The following is a 15265-nucleotide window of genomic DNA, read 5'->3' on the forward strand; positions in this document are numbered from 1 at the left end:
GTTTTCCTTACCCGGTCTTTTCTTCGAAGTGCATCTGCGCGGAACAGACATACTCAGTTTGGTGCCTTAGCAGTATGCACACCCCCTTGACCCGCGAGGGCCACCGGATTATCCAGCCAGGTGACGGGCTGCTTCGGCTGGCGGTCCACCTGCAGCTGGAAAATGTCCGGGCGTCCGTAATGCCCCACCACGTCCATATCGAGGTGGGCCCGTGTCTGGTCGGCCAGGTCGATCTCGGCGTAGAGGATGCCCTCTTCGTCAAAGAGCGGACCTGCGAGCAGCTCACCGAGCGGTGAAATAATCGCGCTGCCGCCGCGGAGGGCCAGTTGCTGGTCCTCGGGCAGTTCGGGCTCCAGCTCTGCGGGGATGTCCTCCTTTCGCAGGATCTGGCAGGCGCTGAGCACATGCACCCGTCCTTCGAGCGCAATGTGCGTCATGGTGGGCAGCCAGGTGGGGCGGTCGTCCACGGTGGGCGCGCAGTACAATTCGATTTGCTGGGCATACATGGCGTACCTCAGCAACGGCATGTAATTCTCCCAGCAGATGACCGCACCGACCCGGCCGACAGGAGTGTCTACGACGTCGATCGTGGATCCGTCGCCGAATCCCCAGATCAAACGTTCAGAACCCGTGGGCATAAGCTTCCTGTGGATATTCAGGATCTGGCCGGTGGGTCCAATCGTTACCGCAGTGCAGTACAGGGTGTACCCGAGGCGTTCGATAACACCAATGACGACGGTTAGCTCCCCATCACGGGCAGCTTCCCCGAGCTCCCGCAGCTCTGGACCGTCCAATTCCACCGCTGAGTCGAAGTACCTGCGGAAGAGTTCACGGCCCTGCGGGGTCCGCCGGCCCACGTAGGAGTCCAGGCCCGCGCCTTTGGGATAACCTCCGATAAAGGCTTCCGGGAAGACCGCCAGCTCGGCACCGTGACGGGCACATTCCTGCATGAGGGAAACCGCCCGGCGGATGGCCTTCGGCGTATCAAACAGTGCTGATGCCGCCTGCACTACGGCAACTTTTGTCAGATCAGTCATTGAGATTCCTGTACCTGGTTTCGGGCATCAGCGGGATGAGGATGGCGCCGCAGACAACGGCAACTGCAATGAGATAGAAGGAGGGTGCTGCAGGACCGTAGCTGGATACAAGCCAGGTAGCGATGAATGGCCCGGGACCCGCCAGGAGAGCGTAGGCCACGTTGTATCCCAATGATGATCCGGTAGACCGGATCGAAGCGGGAAACAATTCGACCATCGCGACTACGCCCATCACCGCGATCATCGCCTGCAGCACCGCCCAGATGATGAGCGCGATGAGGACCAGCCAGAATTCCCCGGTGGAGATCATCAGGAACAACGGGTACCCCAGGACAGCGAAGCCCACCGTGGGCACAATGACCATCGGGCGCCGACCAATCCGGTCGGAGACCATGCCGGCAATGGGGTTGAGGGCGGCGTAGATAACCAGGCCGATGATGGAGACAGTCAGGGCCGGCACGGTTTCCATGCCTGCAACCTGCTGCAGATAGTTGTTCATGTAAGTCACCAGGTAATACAGGGAAACCCCGAAAATACCTGCGATGGCGAAAGCCATCAGGAACCCGCGCCAGAAGGCACCCCGCGGTGCACGGATTACCTCCCCTGCGTTACGGCGGGATTCGAGTTGCTGGAAGACCAGTGTTTCTTCCAAATTACGCCGTATGTAGAGCGCGACTGCACCCAGCAGCAGGCTGATGACGAACGGAATACGCCAACCCCATGAAGCGACGTCTTCTGCGCTCAGCACCGAGTTGATGAGCAGTGCGACGCCGGTGCCGGCTATGAATGCCAACGCCGCAGAAGCGGAAACAACGCTGGCACGGGTGGCCCGCTGGGAGTTGGGTGCGCTCTCCACTAGGAACATCGCCGAACTTGTCCACTCTCCGCCCACAGACAGTCCCTGAACAAAACGCAGCACGGTGACAATGATCGGAGCGGCAATTCCGATGGTGTCAAAGCCGGGGGCGAGGCCAATCAGGGCGGTACACACGCCCATGACAAGCACCGAAATCATCAAGACGAGACGGCGGCCGAAGCGGTCGCCCAAGGGACCTAGAACGGCAGCGCCCAGCGGGCGGGCAAAGAACCCGACGGCGAAAACGGCGAACGCCGCGAGAGTAGCTGACGTTTCGTTATTCGAGGGGAAGAACGTCGCGCTGATATAGGCCACGAAGTATCCGTAGATCGCGAAATCAAACCATTCCATGAAGTTGCCTATGCCTACGGCTATTTCACGCTTGCCGAAGGGATAGCGGGCCTCTTGGGCCACCGAGCTGGGGGACTCCGTCGCCGGTGACGAAGCTGTCGGTAGTTCGGACATGGCTGCCTTCCATCGTTCTCATATGACGGTATTACGGTATGACGAGAGACACTATGTGCCCGGATTTGATTGTGTCAAGGGTCACATTTGGGCATTTTGAAAATAGGGACTCCGATATGGCCATATGGCCAGGAGCGAAACCGCTCAGCCCTGCCCCAGTAGAATCGACGGATGCCCGAAACCCGCCAGCCCACCGCACCGCCCGCATCACGCGCCACCACCGTCTCCACCCGCCTGGCACGCATCGTCACCGAAGTCTCCGCACCGGCCGTCCTCGTGGGAATTCTTCTTCTGCTGCAGCCGCTGCTCAGCCCGGGCGTGACTTGGCTGCAGGGCATCACGGCGGCGCTGTTCACGGTGGGGCTGCCCTTCGCCGGAATCCTGGTGCTGAAGCGGCGCGGCAGGGTCACCGACCATCATGTGGGCGTACGGACGCAACGCGCACCGATCCTGGCGGCCTCCGCCGTGTCGCTGGGCATCGGCGCACTGCTCCTAGTCCTGCTGGATGCCCCGGCCGCGATGTTCGGCGAAATCGGCGGCGTGTTCATCGGCATGATGCTGTGCCTGGCAGCGAACCTGGTGTGGAAGCTGTCGGTGCATTCCGCCGTCGCCGCCTACGTCGGGCTGGCCCTGCTGGCACCGATCCCGGCGGTCGGCGCAGCGCTGGCCCTGCTGCTGGCCTCGGCCACGGGCTGGTCCCGGGTGAAGCTCGGCGACCACACGCCCACCCAGGTCCTGGCCGGACACATCGCCGGATGCCTGACCTTCGCCGCAGCCATGCTGCTGCCCTAGGGCCCCGCGCTGAGGCCAATCAACAGATTGCGATAAAGTCGGGGGCAGTCTCTTTACATATTTGCCTGGCAAAGATGTGAAACAACGATGGGGGATTCATGACAACGCGATTCGGGAAGTCCGCCGGTGAACGGGCCACCTCAAAAGCAGTGGTCGCCGCCCTGCAGCTGGGCGAGCACGTCACCTTCGATGAACTGCTGGCCGCCGTGACCAAGACGCACGGAAAACCCATTGAACTGCGCGACATCGACTCCGCCGTCATTCCTTCCGTCACCGGTCTCTGGATCGAGAAGGACACGAAGTCGATCATCCTGCTGCCCTCCGGCGACAACCGGCTGCACCGCACCCACGCCGCCTGCCACGAATTCGGACACATCCTCCTGCGCCACCAAGGATGCGGCGGAGTGGAAACAGCCATGCCGTCCGTGTTCCAGCACATCGGCAGCCGCCAGGGAATCCGGCGGATGCTGGCGCGGTCCCTGACCTGGAACGCAACCGAACGCGCCGCCGAGCAGGTGGCCTACCTCCTCTCGCTGGCCCTGCTGCCTCGTGAACGCGACACCGCCAGCACCTTTGAACGGACCTTCCAGTGATCACCCTGCAGATGTTGCCGGCTGCCGCCCTCTGGACGCTGGTGATCATCCGGCTGGTGGGCCTGCGCTTCGGCTGGAAGCTGGGCATCCTGCCGGGCATGGCCGCGGTGGCCACCGGCGCCACCCTGAACATTGACCAGGTCTACCTCTTCGTCGATTCCCTGCTGGGGGAGCGGAACCTGCTCAACCTGATCGTCCACCTGCTCATGGGTGCCGGCATGACGGAGCTGAGCCGCCTGCTGCTCAAGGCCACCGGCAGAACGGACGACGACGGCGGGCGGCACGTGAAGGTACTGATCGGCATGGGTGTTGTCCTGGCCGTCATCCAGACGACCCTGCTGCTGGTGTCCGATACCCCAGGCTCCGCCACCAACTTCACCGACACCTTCGCCTCGATCCCCACGATTGCCCCGTACCAGGCGAGCTTCTTTGCCTGGATCGGCTTGGTGCTCGGCTACACCGGTGTCGAATGCCTGCGCCGGGACAGGAGCGGAGAATCCCGGGAATTCGGCATCGGCGTGGGCATCCTCAGCGCCGGGTGCGGAGCCGGCGTCGGCGCCGTGTCCGTGAAAATGCTGCTCATCGGCCTGGAATTTGCCGGCGAGCAGGCATCCTTCGGCCTCTACATCGGCTACCGCATCCTCATGGCGCTGACCATGTTGGGCTTCGCGGTCGGATTCGCGGTACCGTCCTACGCCCGCCTCAAAACCGCCGCTGCCGCCCGCCGTCGTCGTGCCGAGGACCTGGACGCCCTGCGGCCGATCGTGCGCCGCCTGATGAAGACCTGCGAAGGCACCCGGGCACTGGAAGCGGCCAACGTGTCCCTTGACGCCCGCACCTCCAAGACCCAGCTCTACCGCTGGTTCATCCTCATCGGCGACATCCGGGTCCTGGAACCCGGGCTGCTGTCGCCGGAGGAGACCCGCATCATTGACGAGATAGGCAGAAGAATTGAAGACAACGGAACACCGGCCCGCCGCGCAGCTGTCCTCGGCGGCTAGCTGGTACTCCAGAATCCTGCCGCCGGCCCTGGTGCTGGCCGTCCTCATCATTGCTGCGGGGATCCAGGCGGGGCTGGGACCGGTTGGCGTGCTCCTGCTCCTGGCCGGCGTCGTCGTGGTGCCCGGGACGATCTACAAGGGCACCAAGGGACTGTTCCGACGCCGCGGGATACCGGACCGCTGGCGGGCCGCCCTGGTGGCTGCCCTGATGCTGGCCGGCGCCGTCGTCTGCTACCTCCTGCCCGTGGCCTCGCCGGTGCCCGAAACGGTGACCGGGCTGCTGCTCGGCAACCTGGGCCTCGTCTTCTTCCGGCGCTGGCTCAACGTTTCGGCGCACGTATCCGTACTGACCTTCGGCGTGCTTTGGATTATGGCGACATACGGGGCGGGCTGGGCGTGGCTGTTGATACTATCGCCGTTGATGATCTTCAGCCGGGTGTCCCTCGGCGAACATACGTTGCGGGAGGCGCTGTCCGGCGCGGCCCTGGGAGTGGCCACCTTCTGCTGTTTCCTCGCAGTGATGACATGGAGCTGAACTACGTGAATGATTTTGATCTTCCCCCGGAGCGCGCTGCGGGCATCCGACGAGCCGAAACGCTTGCCCGGAAGATCAACCTTCTGCTGGACGTCATCATGTCCGACTCCGGCAAGCCCTTTGACTACCCGACAATTAGGGACGCCGCGCAGAAAGCGGGCTACTACCTCTCGCGCACCCGGTGGTCGCTGCTGAAGTCCGGCAAGGAGCAAGTGGTTCCAGAGGAAGCCTTGCGCGCCATTGCCGCAGTCTTCGACGTCGATCCCGACTACCTGCTGCAGGAGGACGGAAACCTGCCCGAGCGGGTAGAGGCCGAACTGGAACTGCTCCGCAGCCTGCGCCGCGCCGAGGTGCGGAACTTCGCGGCCCGGGCTCTGGGCCCGGTGGATCCCGAGGCCTTGAAGGCCATCGCGAAGATCCTGGACGAGGATCACTAGGCCTCCGCCTCGCCGCCCCGCCGCCTCAACCTGCGTCAGTCACAGTCCCCGCGGCGTTCTTCGAAGCATCACGTCGCCGAGAAATACTTTGACCCGGACACCGAGCGGTGGTAGCGTCTCACCCATGTCTCACACATGTGTGAGACGGACTGAAAAGTTCATGAACGGCGGACGGAGCGATCCTGGGCCGATGGGGAATCTTCGTGCATTTGTGGCTGGGGGGTCACTGCCGAAGTCTCCACCTCGAAGGCTCACCGGCCTCCGTTCCCGTTTTCCGGCGCGTCTCGGCGTGCTGTATCTGTAGCATCCGCTGCCTGTGGGGGGTCGGTGGATGGCTGCAACCGAAGCCAGCGGATATCCTCCGCTGGCTTCGCTGTTTCCGGAAGGCGTTGAGGCTGCGCGTAAAGATCGGTCAACTCCTGCTCCATGACGGCCCCGCCGTCCTAGACTGGCGCCAAGCCGAGCCAGAAAGCAGCCATGAAACGCCGAATTCCCCAGTACTCCGAACTCCGTGATCTCGTCCAGTTTCGATCCTTCGACCTGGACCGCCGTCGTGCCCGCCTGGCCAAGGCCACCAACATCTGGGAGCTGCGGGACATCGCGAAGCGGCGAATCCCGGCCGCAGCCTTCGACTACGTGGACGGCGGCTCGTTCGGGGAGCACGCCCTGCAGCGCAACCGCGAAGCCTTCAATGACATCGAATTCGTGCCGCATGTGCTGCGCGATGTGACCGACGTGGATCTGAGCACCAAGATCGCCGGCACGGAGTCGGCCATGCCGGTCGGCATCGGTCCCACCGGGCTGACGCGGCTGATGCACACCGAAGGGGAGGTGGGCGGCGCGCAGGCCGCGGCCGCCTTCGGGGTGCCCTTCTCGCTCTCCACCATGGGTACGGCATCCATCGAGGAACTGGCCGCCACGGTGCCCGACGCCGCCAAATGGTTCCAGCTCTACCTCTGGAAGGACCGCGAACGTTCCCGCGAACTTGTGCAGCGGGCCGCCGCGGCGGGCTACGGCGCGCTGATCGTCACAGTGGACACCCCGGTGGCCGGCGCCAGGCTGCGCGACACCCGCAACGGCATGACGATGCCGCCCTCCCTGACCGCCAGAACCATTCTGGACGCCTCCTACCGGCCCGAGTGGTGGTTCAACTTCCTCACCACCAAACCGCTGGGCTTCGCCAACTTCGAGGGTGAACGGGTCTCCCTGGCCGAAACCGTGAACACCATGTTCGAACCCTCGCTGAACTTCACCGACCTCGACTGGCTGCGCGAGACGTGGCCGGGCAAGCTCATCGTCAAGGGCATCCAAACGCCCGACGACGCCATTGAGGTCCTGGCCCGCGGCGCGGACGCCCTGGTGGTCTCCAACCACGGCGGACGGCAGCTGGACCGTGCCCCGGTGCCGCTGCGGATCCTGCCGTCCATCCGGGCCGCCGTCGGACCCGAGGCGGAGATCATCCTGGACTCAGGCATCATGTCCGGCGGCGACATTGTGGCGGCGCTTGCTGCCGGCGCGGACTTCACGCTGATCGGCCGGGCCTACCTGTACGGACTGATGGCCGGCGGCCGGCAGGGCGCCGAACGCACGCTGGACCTGCTGCGGACGGAAATGACCCTGGTGATGCAGCTGCTCGGCGTCACGAGCGTGGCCGAGCTGCGTCCGGAGCATATCCGCAGCGTGTGACCCTGCGGGCTCCGGGGCTGCGGCAGCAACCCCCGGACGACCGCCCCGGCTTTCGATCAGGACGTGGCCTCGGAGCGGGCAGCTCGGAGGCCGTCTTCTGCTGACGTGCCATGGTTTGGGGTGTGGGCAATGACCCCGGCAGCGCTGACGCCGCACGCCGCTGCGGAAACGGCAAAGGCCAGCCCGAAGCCGGACCCTTCGATGAGGGCACCGGTCAGGGCCGCCCCGGCGGCCTGTCCCAGGATGAGGCTGATGAAGAGGGCCGAGGTGCCGGCGGCACTGCTGCTCGCCGTGGCGGTGGCCCAGATGATGAGGACCGACGTCGCGGCGGTGTAGGCCAGTCCGAACAGTGCGGCCGTGGCGAAGGAGATCCCGGTACTTCCCGGTGCGACGGCCATCCCCGCGGTGGCCGCCGCGGTGGCCAGCACCGTGACCGGCCAGGTGAGGCGGATCGAGTGCCGGGCCAGCCACGGGGCGGTCAGCACTGCGGCCGCACCGCCGACACCAAGGGCAATCCAGGCTCCGGCAGACAAAGTGACGGGCATGCCGCCCTGGTCCTCGAGCAGGGTGCGTCCGTACACCCAGACCGCGGCGCAGCCGATGCCGTAGGTGAAGGCCGCAGCGAGCGGCCATTTCAACGCACCCAGGCCCAGGCCCCGCTGCCGGCTTCCGCCGCGCTGCCCGCGCCCGGCGTCGTCGTTCCCGCCCGCGCCTTCCGCGCCGCCTGCACCTTCTGCACCGCTCCCGCGGCCCCGCGAGACGTCACCCAGCAGCACCCCGACCATGCCCGCCACTGCGATCACCGCGATCAGTACCCACGCCAGCCGCCACGACGATCCCAGCAGCAGTGCAAGCAGCCCGGCTGCAACTACCCCGAAGCCGGTGCCGGAGTTCACCACCGACTGCCGCTTCGCCACGGAGAACGGCTTCGTGTTCCGCTGCACCAGTTCCACCAGGGCGGGGGAGGCGAACCCTGCACCCATCCCGGCCAGCAGCACGGCCGCGGCAAAAAAGCCCGTGGACGGAGCCGCGGCGATACCCGCTGAGCCGAGTGCCGCCGTCGACCCCGCCAAAATGGTCGTCAGCCGCGGATGGCGCGGCGCGTAGACGAACCCCAGCGCGGCCGAGACGCAGTAGATCACCGAGGCGCCGGAGGAGAGCAGTCCGCCGACGGCCGGGGTCAGGTCGAAGGACGTGGAAAAGGCGGGCAGGAACAGGCCGTAGCCCAGCCGCGCCAGGCCGTAGGTCGCGGCGATAAGGGTTACCGCGGCGACCGCGAAGAGCGGGCCGGCGGTTGGAACAGAAGGCTGTAACGGTCGTTTCATTGAAACGTACGTTATATGCTGGCGGCATGGTTGGACAACCCAGTGCACGGAACCGTCTGCTCGACGCCGCCGAGGAGCTCGCCTTCACGCAGGGTGTCGCGGCGACACCCGTGGACCGGATCCTGCAGCGCGCCAACGTTGCTCCGGCGACGCTGTACGCGCACTTCGGCAACAAGGAGGGCCTGATTGCGGAGGCGCTGCGGCGCCGGCTGGAGAACTGGGATGCGGCGTGGCAGCTCGAAATCGCTGCCGCCGCCACGGACCGGGACCGGCTCCTGGCGGTCTTTCCCGCCCTGACCAGCTACCGGTCCGGCGCATCCGCTGCGCGCTGGTGTGCCGCGCTCGGCGTCGCTGCCGAAACCGTCGACCCGGGCCGGCAGCTCGCCGAAACCCTGTCGCAGGATACGCAGCTGCTCACCGACCGCTTCCGCGAACTTGCGGTGCCCGTTGTCGGCGCGGACGACGCCGACGCGCTGGCGGCCCACCTGCTGTTGATCTTCACGGGTGTGCTGGGCATGCTGCTCCGCGGTGCCTCGCCGGAAGGCGCGGCGGCCACGGGCCGTGCCACCGCGGGTTTCGTCATCGACGGGTTCGGGCCCTCCCGCTCGGCCGCGTAGTCCCGCCCGGTCGCCTAATCCCGGACGACGACGGCGGCGTCCGTTTGCGAACCGGGGCCCCGCCGGGGCTGAGGTACCGGACGTCGCGGCGGCCGTCGGTGAGGATGCGCAGGTCCTCATCCAGGTTCCTCCGCAGCTCCATCAGCGCGAACTGGTAGCTCCCCGGATCTGCGGCAACATCGCGCAGGTAGCGGTTGCTGGCGGCTGACATCCGCATCATTACCTCGGTAGCACCGGATCCGGGCGTGAGGTGCGCGAGTGTCTCCATGACGTTTTCCCGCAGGTCCTGCACGGCGGACCGGTGCCGGGCTTCCATCGGTCCGCCCTGCGCCGGCTGCGGATCGATCGGCGCGAGCGTCCGCTTCAGGTGCAGGTAGGTGACCAGCTCGTTGAGCGCCCGTGACTCGTGCCGGCGATCCAGGCTCCGCTTGGCCAGCCAGCCTGCACCGAAGCCGACCAGCACTCCGAGGACGGGCCAGAGAACGTTCCACTCCATTGCAACCTCCTGGGGACGTGCAGAGAGGCTACGGTGCTGTCCGGGCATCGGCTAGAGGATCGACGTCGGACCGGACTACTAGGTGCCAGTTCCAAATGGCAACTGATCCTCCACAAGTCCTGTAGTCTTCGGGTCGATGCATTTGCATCCACATTCGACTGTTTTGCCCATGGGGGACCTATGTCTGTTTTGCCCGCCCGCCGCACCGCGTCAACGATGACCCGCAGCACCGCATCTTCCGCCCGCTCCCGGGTGCTCACACTCGGCGCGCTGGCGCTCAGCACCGTCGTCGTCCTGTCCGGTTGCGGCGGCGGCGATGCCGAACCTGCTGCCGCCACTCCGTCGCCGTCGCCGACTAAGACCACTTCGTCCCCGACGCCGACGCCGACTGCGACGCAGATCGCCAATAAGGCCTGCAAGACCGCCGGTGCCACCCAGACGCAGAAGCAGGCGGGAACAGCAACCCCCACCCCCACGCCGTCCGCATCCACCAAATCCGCCAAGGCCACGCGTTCGCCATCCGCGTCTCCGTCGACGACAACGGCTTCGCCGTCAGCCACGCCGTCAGCCACGCCGTCAGCCACGCCGACGTCCCAGTCCGTGGTCTATGTCTGCACGGAGAATGACAACGGCTTGCTCGTCTGGATGGACGAGGACAGCTCGATCAAACTGATTGCCGAGCGCCAGGAAGCTGCGGACAAGCAGGCGGAAGAGGAAGCCGCCGCAGCCGAACAGCAGCGTCTTGCCGACGAGGCGGCAGCAGCGGAGACCCAGCGCGTGGCCGACGAGCAGGCGGCAGCCGCGGCGGAAGCGCAGCGGGTGGCGGATGAACAGGCCCGCCAGCAGGCTGTTCCCGCCCCCGTGGTTCCGGCTCCGGCACCGCCCGCGCCAGCCAACGTTTACTACCCCAACTGCACTGCGGCTCGTAACGCCGGAGGCGCTCCCGTCTACGCCGGCGGGCCCGGCTATGGCACCCACCTGGACCGCGACGGCGACGGCGTCGGCTGCGAGTAATCCCACCAGTTTCCGGAAGCAGTAGATGTTGCCCTTGGACCCGCCTAGCGTGGTTCCAAGGGCAACTTCCGTTAACGGTTCCGGTATCCCGGAAACCGGCGTTGTTGCCGCATCAGAAGCTGGCCGTGGTTTGCGGAACGGGGGAGGCCGGCCCGGTTCCACAGCGCTGAGGCATCATGTCGCACGAATCAACACCGGCAGCAGGTCCCCTCGATGCGTCCATGCCGCAGCGAAGTCCCGGGCTAGGGAATCCACGCTCCGCCTGGCTGGTCCTCGGCCTGACGGCCGGGTTGCTCTGGGTTGCGGCGCTGCAGGGGAGCCTCGGCGTCATCGTGTGGCTGCTGGCCACCGGATCGCTGCTGGTGCTCACCGCGCTGTATGCGCTGGGCTTCCGACGCCGCAGCTGGGCCAATCTGGACACACTCGAACAGCGCAAATTCGCCTTGTCGCTCGGGGCCGTGGTGCTGGTGGTCGGTATGGTCGCAGGAGTCGTCTCGACGCCCGATCCCGTTCGAAGTTCTGTGTCCGCGGATGCCGAAGGCCTTCGGCCGCGGCCCGATCTTTTCGCCCTGCCGCCGACGACGCCGCCGCCCGGGGCTGTGCTGAACCTGCCGCTGCCGTCGGGTGTGGAGGACGCGATCGACGATTCGACGGACGAGCCGGGCGACGTTGCCGTACTTGCGGATGCTTTGGTGCAGGAGCCGGTTCAGCAGGTGTCCCTTCGAAACAGTCCGTGTGTCAGCGAAGGGGATACGCGCACGGAACGCCAGGTCGAGTACCGCTGCACGCGCAACCCGGCCGGGGATCTCGTATGGCTGGACCGTGCATCCGTATCCCAGCAGGTGCAGGCCGAGCAGGAGGAAAAGGCACGCCAGGCGGAAGGGGAAAGGGGGCGTCAGGCGGAAGCGAACCGACGGGAGCAGGAGGCGCAGCAGCGGGCAGCCGAAGAACGCGCACGTGCTGAAGAAGCCGCCCGGAACCCCCAACCCCTGCCTCAGCCCCCGGTGAATCCGCCGGCCGATTCGCCACTGCCCCCGCCGGTTGAGCCGCCGGTTGAACCGCCGACCGACCCGGGCGGGCCGCCTCCGCAGCCACCGACGGAGCCGCCGACGGAACCTCCCACCGAACCGCCGACCTCCCCGCCCACCTCCCCGCCGAGTCCCGATCCGACGGCACCGCCCCCGGCACCACCCACACCGCCGGGTCCGCCGGAACCGCCGTCGCCGGACCCGGATATTCCGGTCATTCCGCCGGAATTCCCGTTCCCGCCCGATCCGCCGTCGCCGCCGCGGCCAACCCCGCGGCCGTCGTCGTTCGCTCCACCGTCAGACGCACCGGATTCAACCGAGGCGGCCATCGAAGCCGTTCTGCCCGCCGCCCGGTAACCTGGACCGCCTAACGGAACGCGGAAATCCCCGTGATGTGCTGGCCCAGGATCAGGGTGTGCACTTCGTCGGTGCCCTCGTAGGTCCGCACCGATTCGAGGTTGTTCGCATGCCGGAGCGGTGAATAGTCCAAGGTGATGCCGTTGCCGCCCAGGATGGCGCGGGCGTCCCGGCAGATCGCGATCGCCTCGCGCACATTGTTCAGCTTGCCCACGGAAATCTGCACCGGCGCCAGCGTCCCCGCATCCTTGAGCCGGCCGGTGTGGATCGCCAGCAGCACGCCCTTCTGTATTTCCAGCAGCATGTTCACCAGCTTCTCCTGGGTGATCTGGTAGGCGGCCAGCGGCTTGTCGAACTGCAGCCGTTCCAGCGAATACTTCAGCGCCTCCTCGTAGCTGTCCCGGGCCGCGCCCATCGACCCCCAGAGGATTCCGTAGCGGGCCTCGTTCAGGCAGGAGAACGGTCCGCGCAGGCCTTTCGCGCCGGGCAGCAGCGCCGAGCCCGGCAGCCGTACATCCTCCAGGAACACATCGCACTGGATGGAGGCACGCATGGACAGTTTCGGCTCGATCGGCACGGCGGAGAAGCCCGGGGTGTCCGTGGGAACGAGGAAGCCGCGGACGCCGTCGTCGGTCTGCGCCCAGACCACTGCGACGTCGGCAATGGAGGCCAGCCCGATCCACCGCTTGGCGCCGCTCAGGACCCAGCCGTCGCCGTCGTGCACTGCGAAGGTGCTCATGCTGGACGGGTCGGATCCGGCGGTGGGTTCGGTGAGGCCGAAGCAGCCGATCAGTTCGCCGCGGGCCATGCCCGGCAGGTACCGGTTCTTCTGTTCCTCCGAGCCCCATTTATGGATGGCGGTCATGGCCAGCGAGCCCTGCACGGAGACGAAGGTGCGCAGGCCCGAATCGCCGGCCTCCAGTTCCATCGCGGCGATCCCGTATTCGACGGCGGAGCGGCCGGGGCAGCCGTAGCCTTCCAGATGCATGCCGAGCACACCGAGGTCGCCCAGTTCCCGGACGATCTCCACCGGGAAGACGGCGTCTTCGTACCAGTCCTTGATGTTCGGCCGGATGCGTTCGTCCACAAAGGCGCGGACCTTCGCGCGCAGGGCCAGTTCGTCCTCGCTGAGGAGTCCGTCCAGGCCCAAGACGTCCGACGCCGTCCGGAGGGTCTCGAGGTCCGGTGCCGCGGGGTCCGGGGAGGCCGGGGTAGACGGCGTCGTGGGCGTGCTCATGGTTCCTCCTGCGGCCGCAGCTTCGCGGCCCGAACGTGGTGTCTTGCCGGAATCGGCGGCGTGTTGTCCAAGTCACATTACTATTTCGGGCGCAGTACTATTTCCAGCATGACTGAGGCTTATCTGGTGTCCGGCGTCCGCACTCCCGTCGGCCGTTACGGCGGTGCCCTCTCAAGTGTCCGCCCCGACGACCTTGCGGCCCTGGTCTTGCAGGAGGCGGTGGCCCGCGCAGGGGTGAATCCGGCCGACGTCGACGAGGTACTGCTGGGCAACACGAACCAGGCCGGCGAGGACAACCGGAACGTGGCACGGATGGCGGCCCTGCTGGCCGGGTTCCCCGATACCGTGCCGGCGATGACCGTAAACCGGCTCTGCGCCTCCGGGCTCAGCGCGATCATCACGGCCTCGCAGATGATTCGCTCGGGTGCTGCGGACATTGTGGTGGCCGGGGGAGTGGAGTCGATGTCGCGGGCGCCGTGGGTGCTGGCGAAACCGGAGAAGGCCTTCGCCAAGCCGGGGGAGCTGGCTGATTCCGCGATCGGCGCCCGGTTCACCAACCCTCGGTTCTACGACTTGCCCGGCACCACCTACTCCATGCCCGAAACCGCCGAGGAGCTGGCCGCCCGGGATGGGATCTCCCGTGAGGATTCCGACGCCTTCGCGCTGCGCTCGCATCATCGCGCGCTCGCGGCCATTGACGAGGGGCGCTTCACGGACGAGATCGTGCCGGTGGAAACGAAGAAGGGCGTGGTGAAGACCGACGAGGGTCCGCGCCGGGAAACCAGCATGGAGGCGCTGGCGAAGCTGCGGCCCATCGTCCGGTCCGACGGCGTGGTGACCGCCGGGAACTCGAGCTCACTGAACGACGGCGCGTCCGCCGTCGTCGTCGCCAGCGCCAGTGCCGTCCGTCGGCTGGGTCTGAATGCCCGCGCCCGGATTGTCGACGGCGCTTCCGCCGGTGTGGCGCCGGCCGTGATGGGCATCGGGCCGGTGCCGGCGACGCAGAAGGTGCTGGACCGGGCGGGCTGGTCGCTTGGCGACATTGAGGCCGTGGAGCTGAACGAGGCCTTCGCCGCACAGTCGCTGGCGTGCATACGCGCCCTGAACCTGGACGAGTCCATCGTGAACCGCGACGGCGGGGCCATCGCTCTCGGGCATGCGCTGGGGTCGTCCGGGTCCCGGCTTACGGTGACGATGCTGAACCGGATGGAACGTGAGGGGGCGTCGAAGAGTTTGGTGACCATGTGCGTGGGGCTGGGCCAGGGCGTCTCGATGCTGCTGGAGCGGGTTTAGGAAAACAAGCTATTCAAACACAGGGGGATTCATGGGGTTGTTCAGCACTAAACCGATAGTGGAAAAGAAGGAACAGTGGACCTCGGCCCAGCCGCCGCAGGCGGTCCTGGACGCGTTGGCCACGGCCTTCTCCACCCACGGAGAGGAGGTCCGGCGGGGAAAGTCCTCGCTGGAAGTGCACATCGGGTCCAACGCGCTGTACCGGACCTGGGGCAACATGACGGCTGAAGGCCGCGCCAATATGCCCGTCGCACTGACCTTCAACGCGTCCGAATCCGGGACCGGCACCTCCATCGAGGTCCATGCGTTCGACACCTTCGGTTTCCGGATCGGCAGCGGTAAGTCCTTTGGTGTTGCGGAGAGCTTCAACCGGCGGTTGGATGAATTCCTGAGCTACGCAGCAGGGGTGATCGGTAGGGACCGCCCCATCACCGAGCCCGCTCCTGCCCCGCCGCGGATCAACATCTAGGCCGGTGTATCCGCAGCTCCGTCCATC

At 66.4% G+C, this 15265-nt stretch carries 16 protein-coding genes; 11 read left to right on the forward strand and 5 right to left on the reverse strand.

Going from position 1 to position 15265, the window contains the following annotated elements:
• Nucleotides 1-53 precede the first annotated feature (53 nt).
• A complete protein-coding gene (locus N2L00_RS03275; protein WP_255863842.1) occupies nucleotides 54-1037 on the reverse strand; it encodes a carbon-nitrogen hydrolase family protein in 984 nt (327 codons plus the stop codon).
• Nucleotides 1030-2358, reverse strand: coding sequence for an MFS transporter (locus N2L00_RS03280; RefSeq protein WP_255766808.1), 1329 nt, complete (start codon nucleotides 2356-2358; stop codon nucleotides 1030-1032). Before N2L00_RS03280 ends, N2L00_RS03275 begins: the two co-directional genes overlap by 8 nt.
• Nucleotides 2359-2529: 171 nt before the next feature.
• On the opposite strand from N2L00_RS03280, the gene N2L00_RS03285 reads away from it, so the two are divergent.
• The 6 genes from N2L00_RS03285 to N2L00_RS03310 all read left to right on the forward strand — a co-directional run bounded on the left by N2L00_RS03285 (nucleotide 2530) and on the right by N2L00_RS03310 (nucleotide 7402).
• Complete coding sequence (locus tag N2L00_RS03285) at nucleotides 2530-3150, forward strand: phosphatase PAP2 family protein (RefSeq protein WP_255766809.1); 621 nt, start codon at nucleotides 2530-2532, stop codon at nucleotides 3148-3150.
• A gap of 98 nt (nucleotides 3151-3248) precedes the next feature.
• A complete protein-coding gene (locus N2L00_RS03290) occupies nucleotides 3249-3743 on the forward strand; it encodes a hypothetical protein (protein WP_255863843.1) in 495 nt (164 codons plus the stop codon).
• On the forward strand, nucleotides 3740-4744 hold the full coding sequence (locus N2L00_RS03295) for a hypothetical protein (protein WP_255863844.1): 1005 nt from the start codon (nucleotides 3740-3742) through the stop codon (nucleotides 4742-4744). The genes N2L00_RS03290 and N2L00_RS03295 overlap by 4 nt, the downstream gene beginning before the upstream one ends.
• Entirely contained in the window at nucleotides 4695-5279 is a 585-nt protein-coding gene (locus N2L00_RS03300; protein WP_255863845.1) for a hypothetical protein, read from the forward strand. Before N2L00_RS03295 ends, N2L00_RS03300 begins: the two co-directional genes overlap by 50 nt.
• Nucleotides 5280-5284: 5 nt before the next feature.
• A complete protein-coding gene (locus N2L00_RS03305; protein WP_255766813.1) occupies nucleotides 5285-5716 on the forward strand; it encodes a helix-turn-helix domain-containing protein in 432 nt (143 codons plus the stop codon).
• Nucleotides 5717-6193: 477 nt separating this feature from the next.
• On the forward strand, nucleotides 6194-7402 hold the full coding sequence (locus N2L00_RS03310) for an alpha-hydroxy acid oxidase (protein WP_255863846.1): 1209 nt from the start codon (nucleotides 6194-6196) through the stop codon (nucleotides 7400-7402).
• A 56-nt stretch (nucleotides 7403-7458) separates the two neighbouring features.
• Here the strand turns inward: N2L00_RS03310 and N2L00_RS03315 are convergent, their stop codons facing one another.
• Nucleotides 7459-8727 (reverse strand): MFS transporter, encoded by a 1269-nt coding sequence (locus N2L00_RS03315; RefSeq protein WP_255863847.1) that lies wholly within the window; start codon nucleotides 8725-8727, stop codon nucleotides 7459-7461.
• A 26-nt stretch (nucleotides 8728-8753) separates the two neighbouring features.
• On the opposite strand from N2L00_RS03315, the gene N2L00_RS03320 reads away from it, so the two are divergent.
• Nucleotides 8754-9344 (forward strand): TetR/AcrR family transcriptional regulator, encoded by a 591-nt coding sequence (locus tag N2L00_RS03320; RefSeq protein ID WP_255863848.1) that lies wholly within the window; start codon nucleotides 8754-8756, stop codon nucleotides 9342-9344.
• Here N2L00_RS03320 and N2L00_RS03325 read toward each other — a convergent pair.
• Complete coding sequence (locus N2L00_RS03325) at nucleotides 9307-9840, reverse strand: hypothetical protein (protein ID WP_255863849.1); 534 nt, start codon at nucleotides 9838-9840, stop codon at nucleotides 9307-9309. The genes N2L00_RS03320 and N2L00_RS03325 overlap by 38 nt on opposite strands.
• 180 nt (nucleotides 9841-10020) lie before the next feature.
• Between N2L00_RS03325 and N2L00_RS03330 the strand changes: the two genes are divergently transcribed.
• On the forward strand, nucleotides 10021-10854 hold the full coding sequence (locus tag N2L00_RS03330) for an excalibur calcium-binding domain-containing protein (protein WP_255863850.1): 834 nt from the start codon (nucleotides 10021-10023) through the stop codon (nucleotides 10852-10854).
• Nucleotides 10855-11030: 176 nt separating this feature from the next.
• Nucleotides 11031-12239, forward strand: a complete 1209-nt coding sequence (locus tag N2L00_RS03335) for a hypothetical protein (protein ID WP_255863873.1) — start codon at nucleotides 11031-11033, stop codon at nucleotides 12237-12239.
• 10 nt (nucleotides 12240-12249) lie between these two features.
• Here the strand turns inward: N2L00_RS03335 and N2L00_RS03340 are convergent, their stop codons facing one another.
• A complete protein-coding gene (locus N2L00_RS03340) occupies nucleotides 12250-13476 on the reverse strand; it encodes an acyl-CoA dehydrogenase family protein (protein WP_255863851.1) in 1227 nt (408 codons plus the stop codon).
• A gap of 108 nt (nucleotides 13477-13584) precedes the next feature.
• Here N2L00_RS03340 and N2L00_RS03345 point away from each other — a divergent pair, with 108 nt between their 5' ends.
• Nucleotides 13585-14769 carry a thiolase family protein gene (locus tag N2L00_RS03345; RefSeq protein WP_255863852.1) on the forward strand — a complete coding sequence of 395 codons (1185 nt, stop codon included), beginning with the start codon at nucleotides 13585-13587 and terminating at the stop codon, nucleotides 14767-14769.
• 37 nt (nucleotides 14770-14806) lie between these two features.
• The gene (locus tag N2L00_RS03350; RefSeq protein ID WP_260554471.1) at nucleotides 14807-15238 is read left to right on the forward strand and encodes a hypothetical protein; all 432 of its coding nucleotides are present in this window, start codon (nucleotides 14807-14809) and stop codon (nucleotides 15236-15238) included.
• Nucleotides 15239-15265 lie beyond the last annotated feature (27 nt).

It is taken from the genome of Arthrobacter sp. zg-Y1171 (assembly GCF_025244845.1).
Classification (GTDB): domain Bacteria; phylum Actinomycetota; class Actinomycetes; order Actinomycetales; family Micrococcaceae; genus Arthrobacter_B.

What these genes read in the sequence shown, in the direction of transcription:
- N2L00_RS03275 (WP_255863842.1), bottom strand. Translation starts at nt 1,037, where the DNA reads ATGACTGATCTGACAAAAGTTGCCGTAGTGCAGGCGGCATCAGCACTG.
- N2L00_RS03280 (WP_255766808.1), bottom strand. Translation starts at nt 2,358, where the DNA reads ATGTCCGAACTACCGACAGCTTCGTCACCGGCGACGGAGTCCCCCAGC.
- N2L00_RS03285 (WP_255766809.1), top strand. Translation starts at nt 2,530, where the DNA reads ATGCCCGAAACCCGCCAGCCCACCGCACCGCCCGCATCACGCGCCACC.
- N2L00_RS03290 (WP_255863843.1), top strand. Translation starts at nt 3,249, where the DNA reads ATGACAACGCGATTCGGGAAGTCCGCCGGTGAACGGGCCACCTCAAAA.
- N2L00_RS03310 (WP_255863846.1), top strand. Translation starts at nt 6,194, where the DNA reads ATGAAACGCCGAATTCCCCAGTACTCCGAACTCCGTGATCTCGTCCAG.
- N2L00_RS03315 (WP_255863847.1), bottom strand. Translation starts at nt 8,727, where the DNA reads ATGAAACGACCGTTACAGCCTTCTGTTCCAACCGCCGGCCCGCTCTTC.
- N2L00_RS03320 (WP_255863848.1), top strand. Translation starts at nt 8,754, where the DNA reads ATGGTTGGACAACCCAGTGCACGGAACCGTCTGCTCGACGCCGCCGAG.
- N2L00_RS03325 (WP_255863849.1), bottom strand. Translation starts at nt 9,840, where the DNA reads ATGGAGTGGAACGTTCTCTGGCCCGTCCTCGGAGTGCTGGTCGGCTTC.
- N2L00_RS03330 (WP_255863850.1), top strand. Translation starts at nt 10,021, where the DNA reads ATGTCTGTTTTGCCCGCCCGCCGCACCGCGTCAACGATGACCCGCAGC.
- N2L00_RS03335 (WP_255863873.1), top strand. Translation starts at nt 11,031, where the DNA reads ATGTCGCACGAATCAACACCGGCAGCAGGTCCCCTCGATGCGTCCATG.
- N2L00_RS03340 (WP_255863851.1), bottom strand. Translation starts at nt 13,476, where the DNA reads ATGAGCACGCCCACGACGCCGTCTACCCCGGCCTCCCCGGACCCCGCG.
- N2L00_RS03345 (WP_255863852.1), top strand. Translation starts at nt 13,585, where the DNA reads ATGACTGAGGCTTATCTGGTGTCCGGCGTCCGCACTCCCGTCGGCCGT.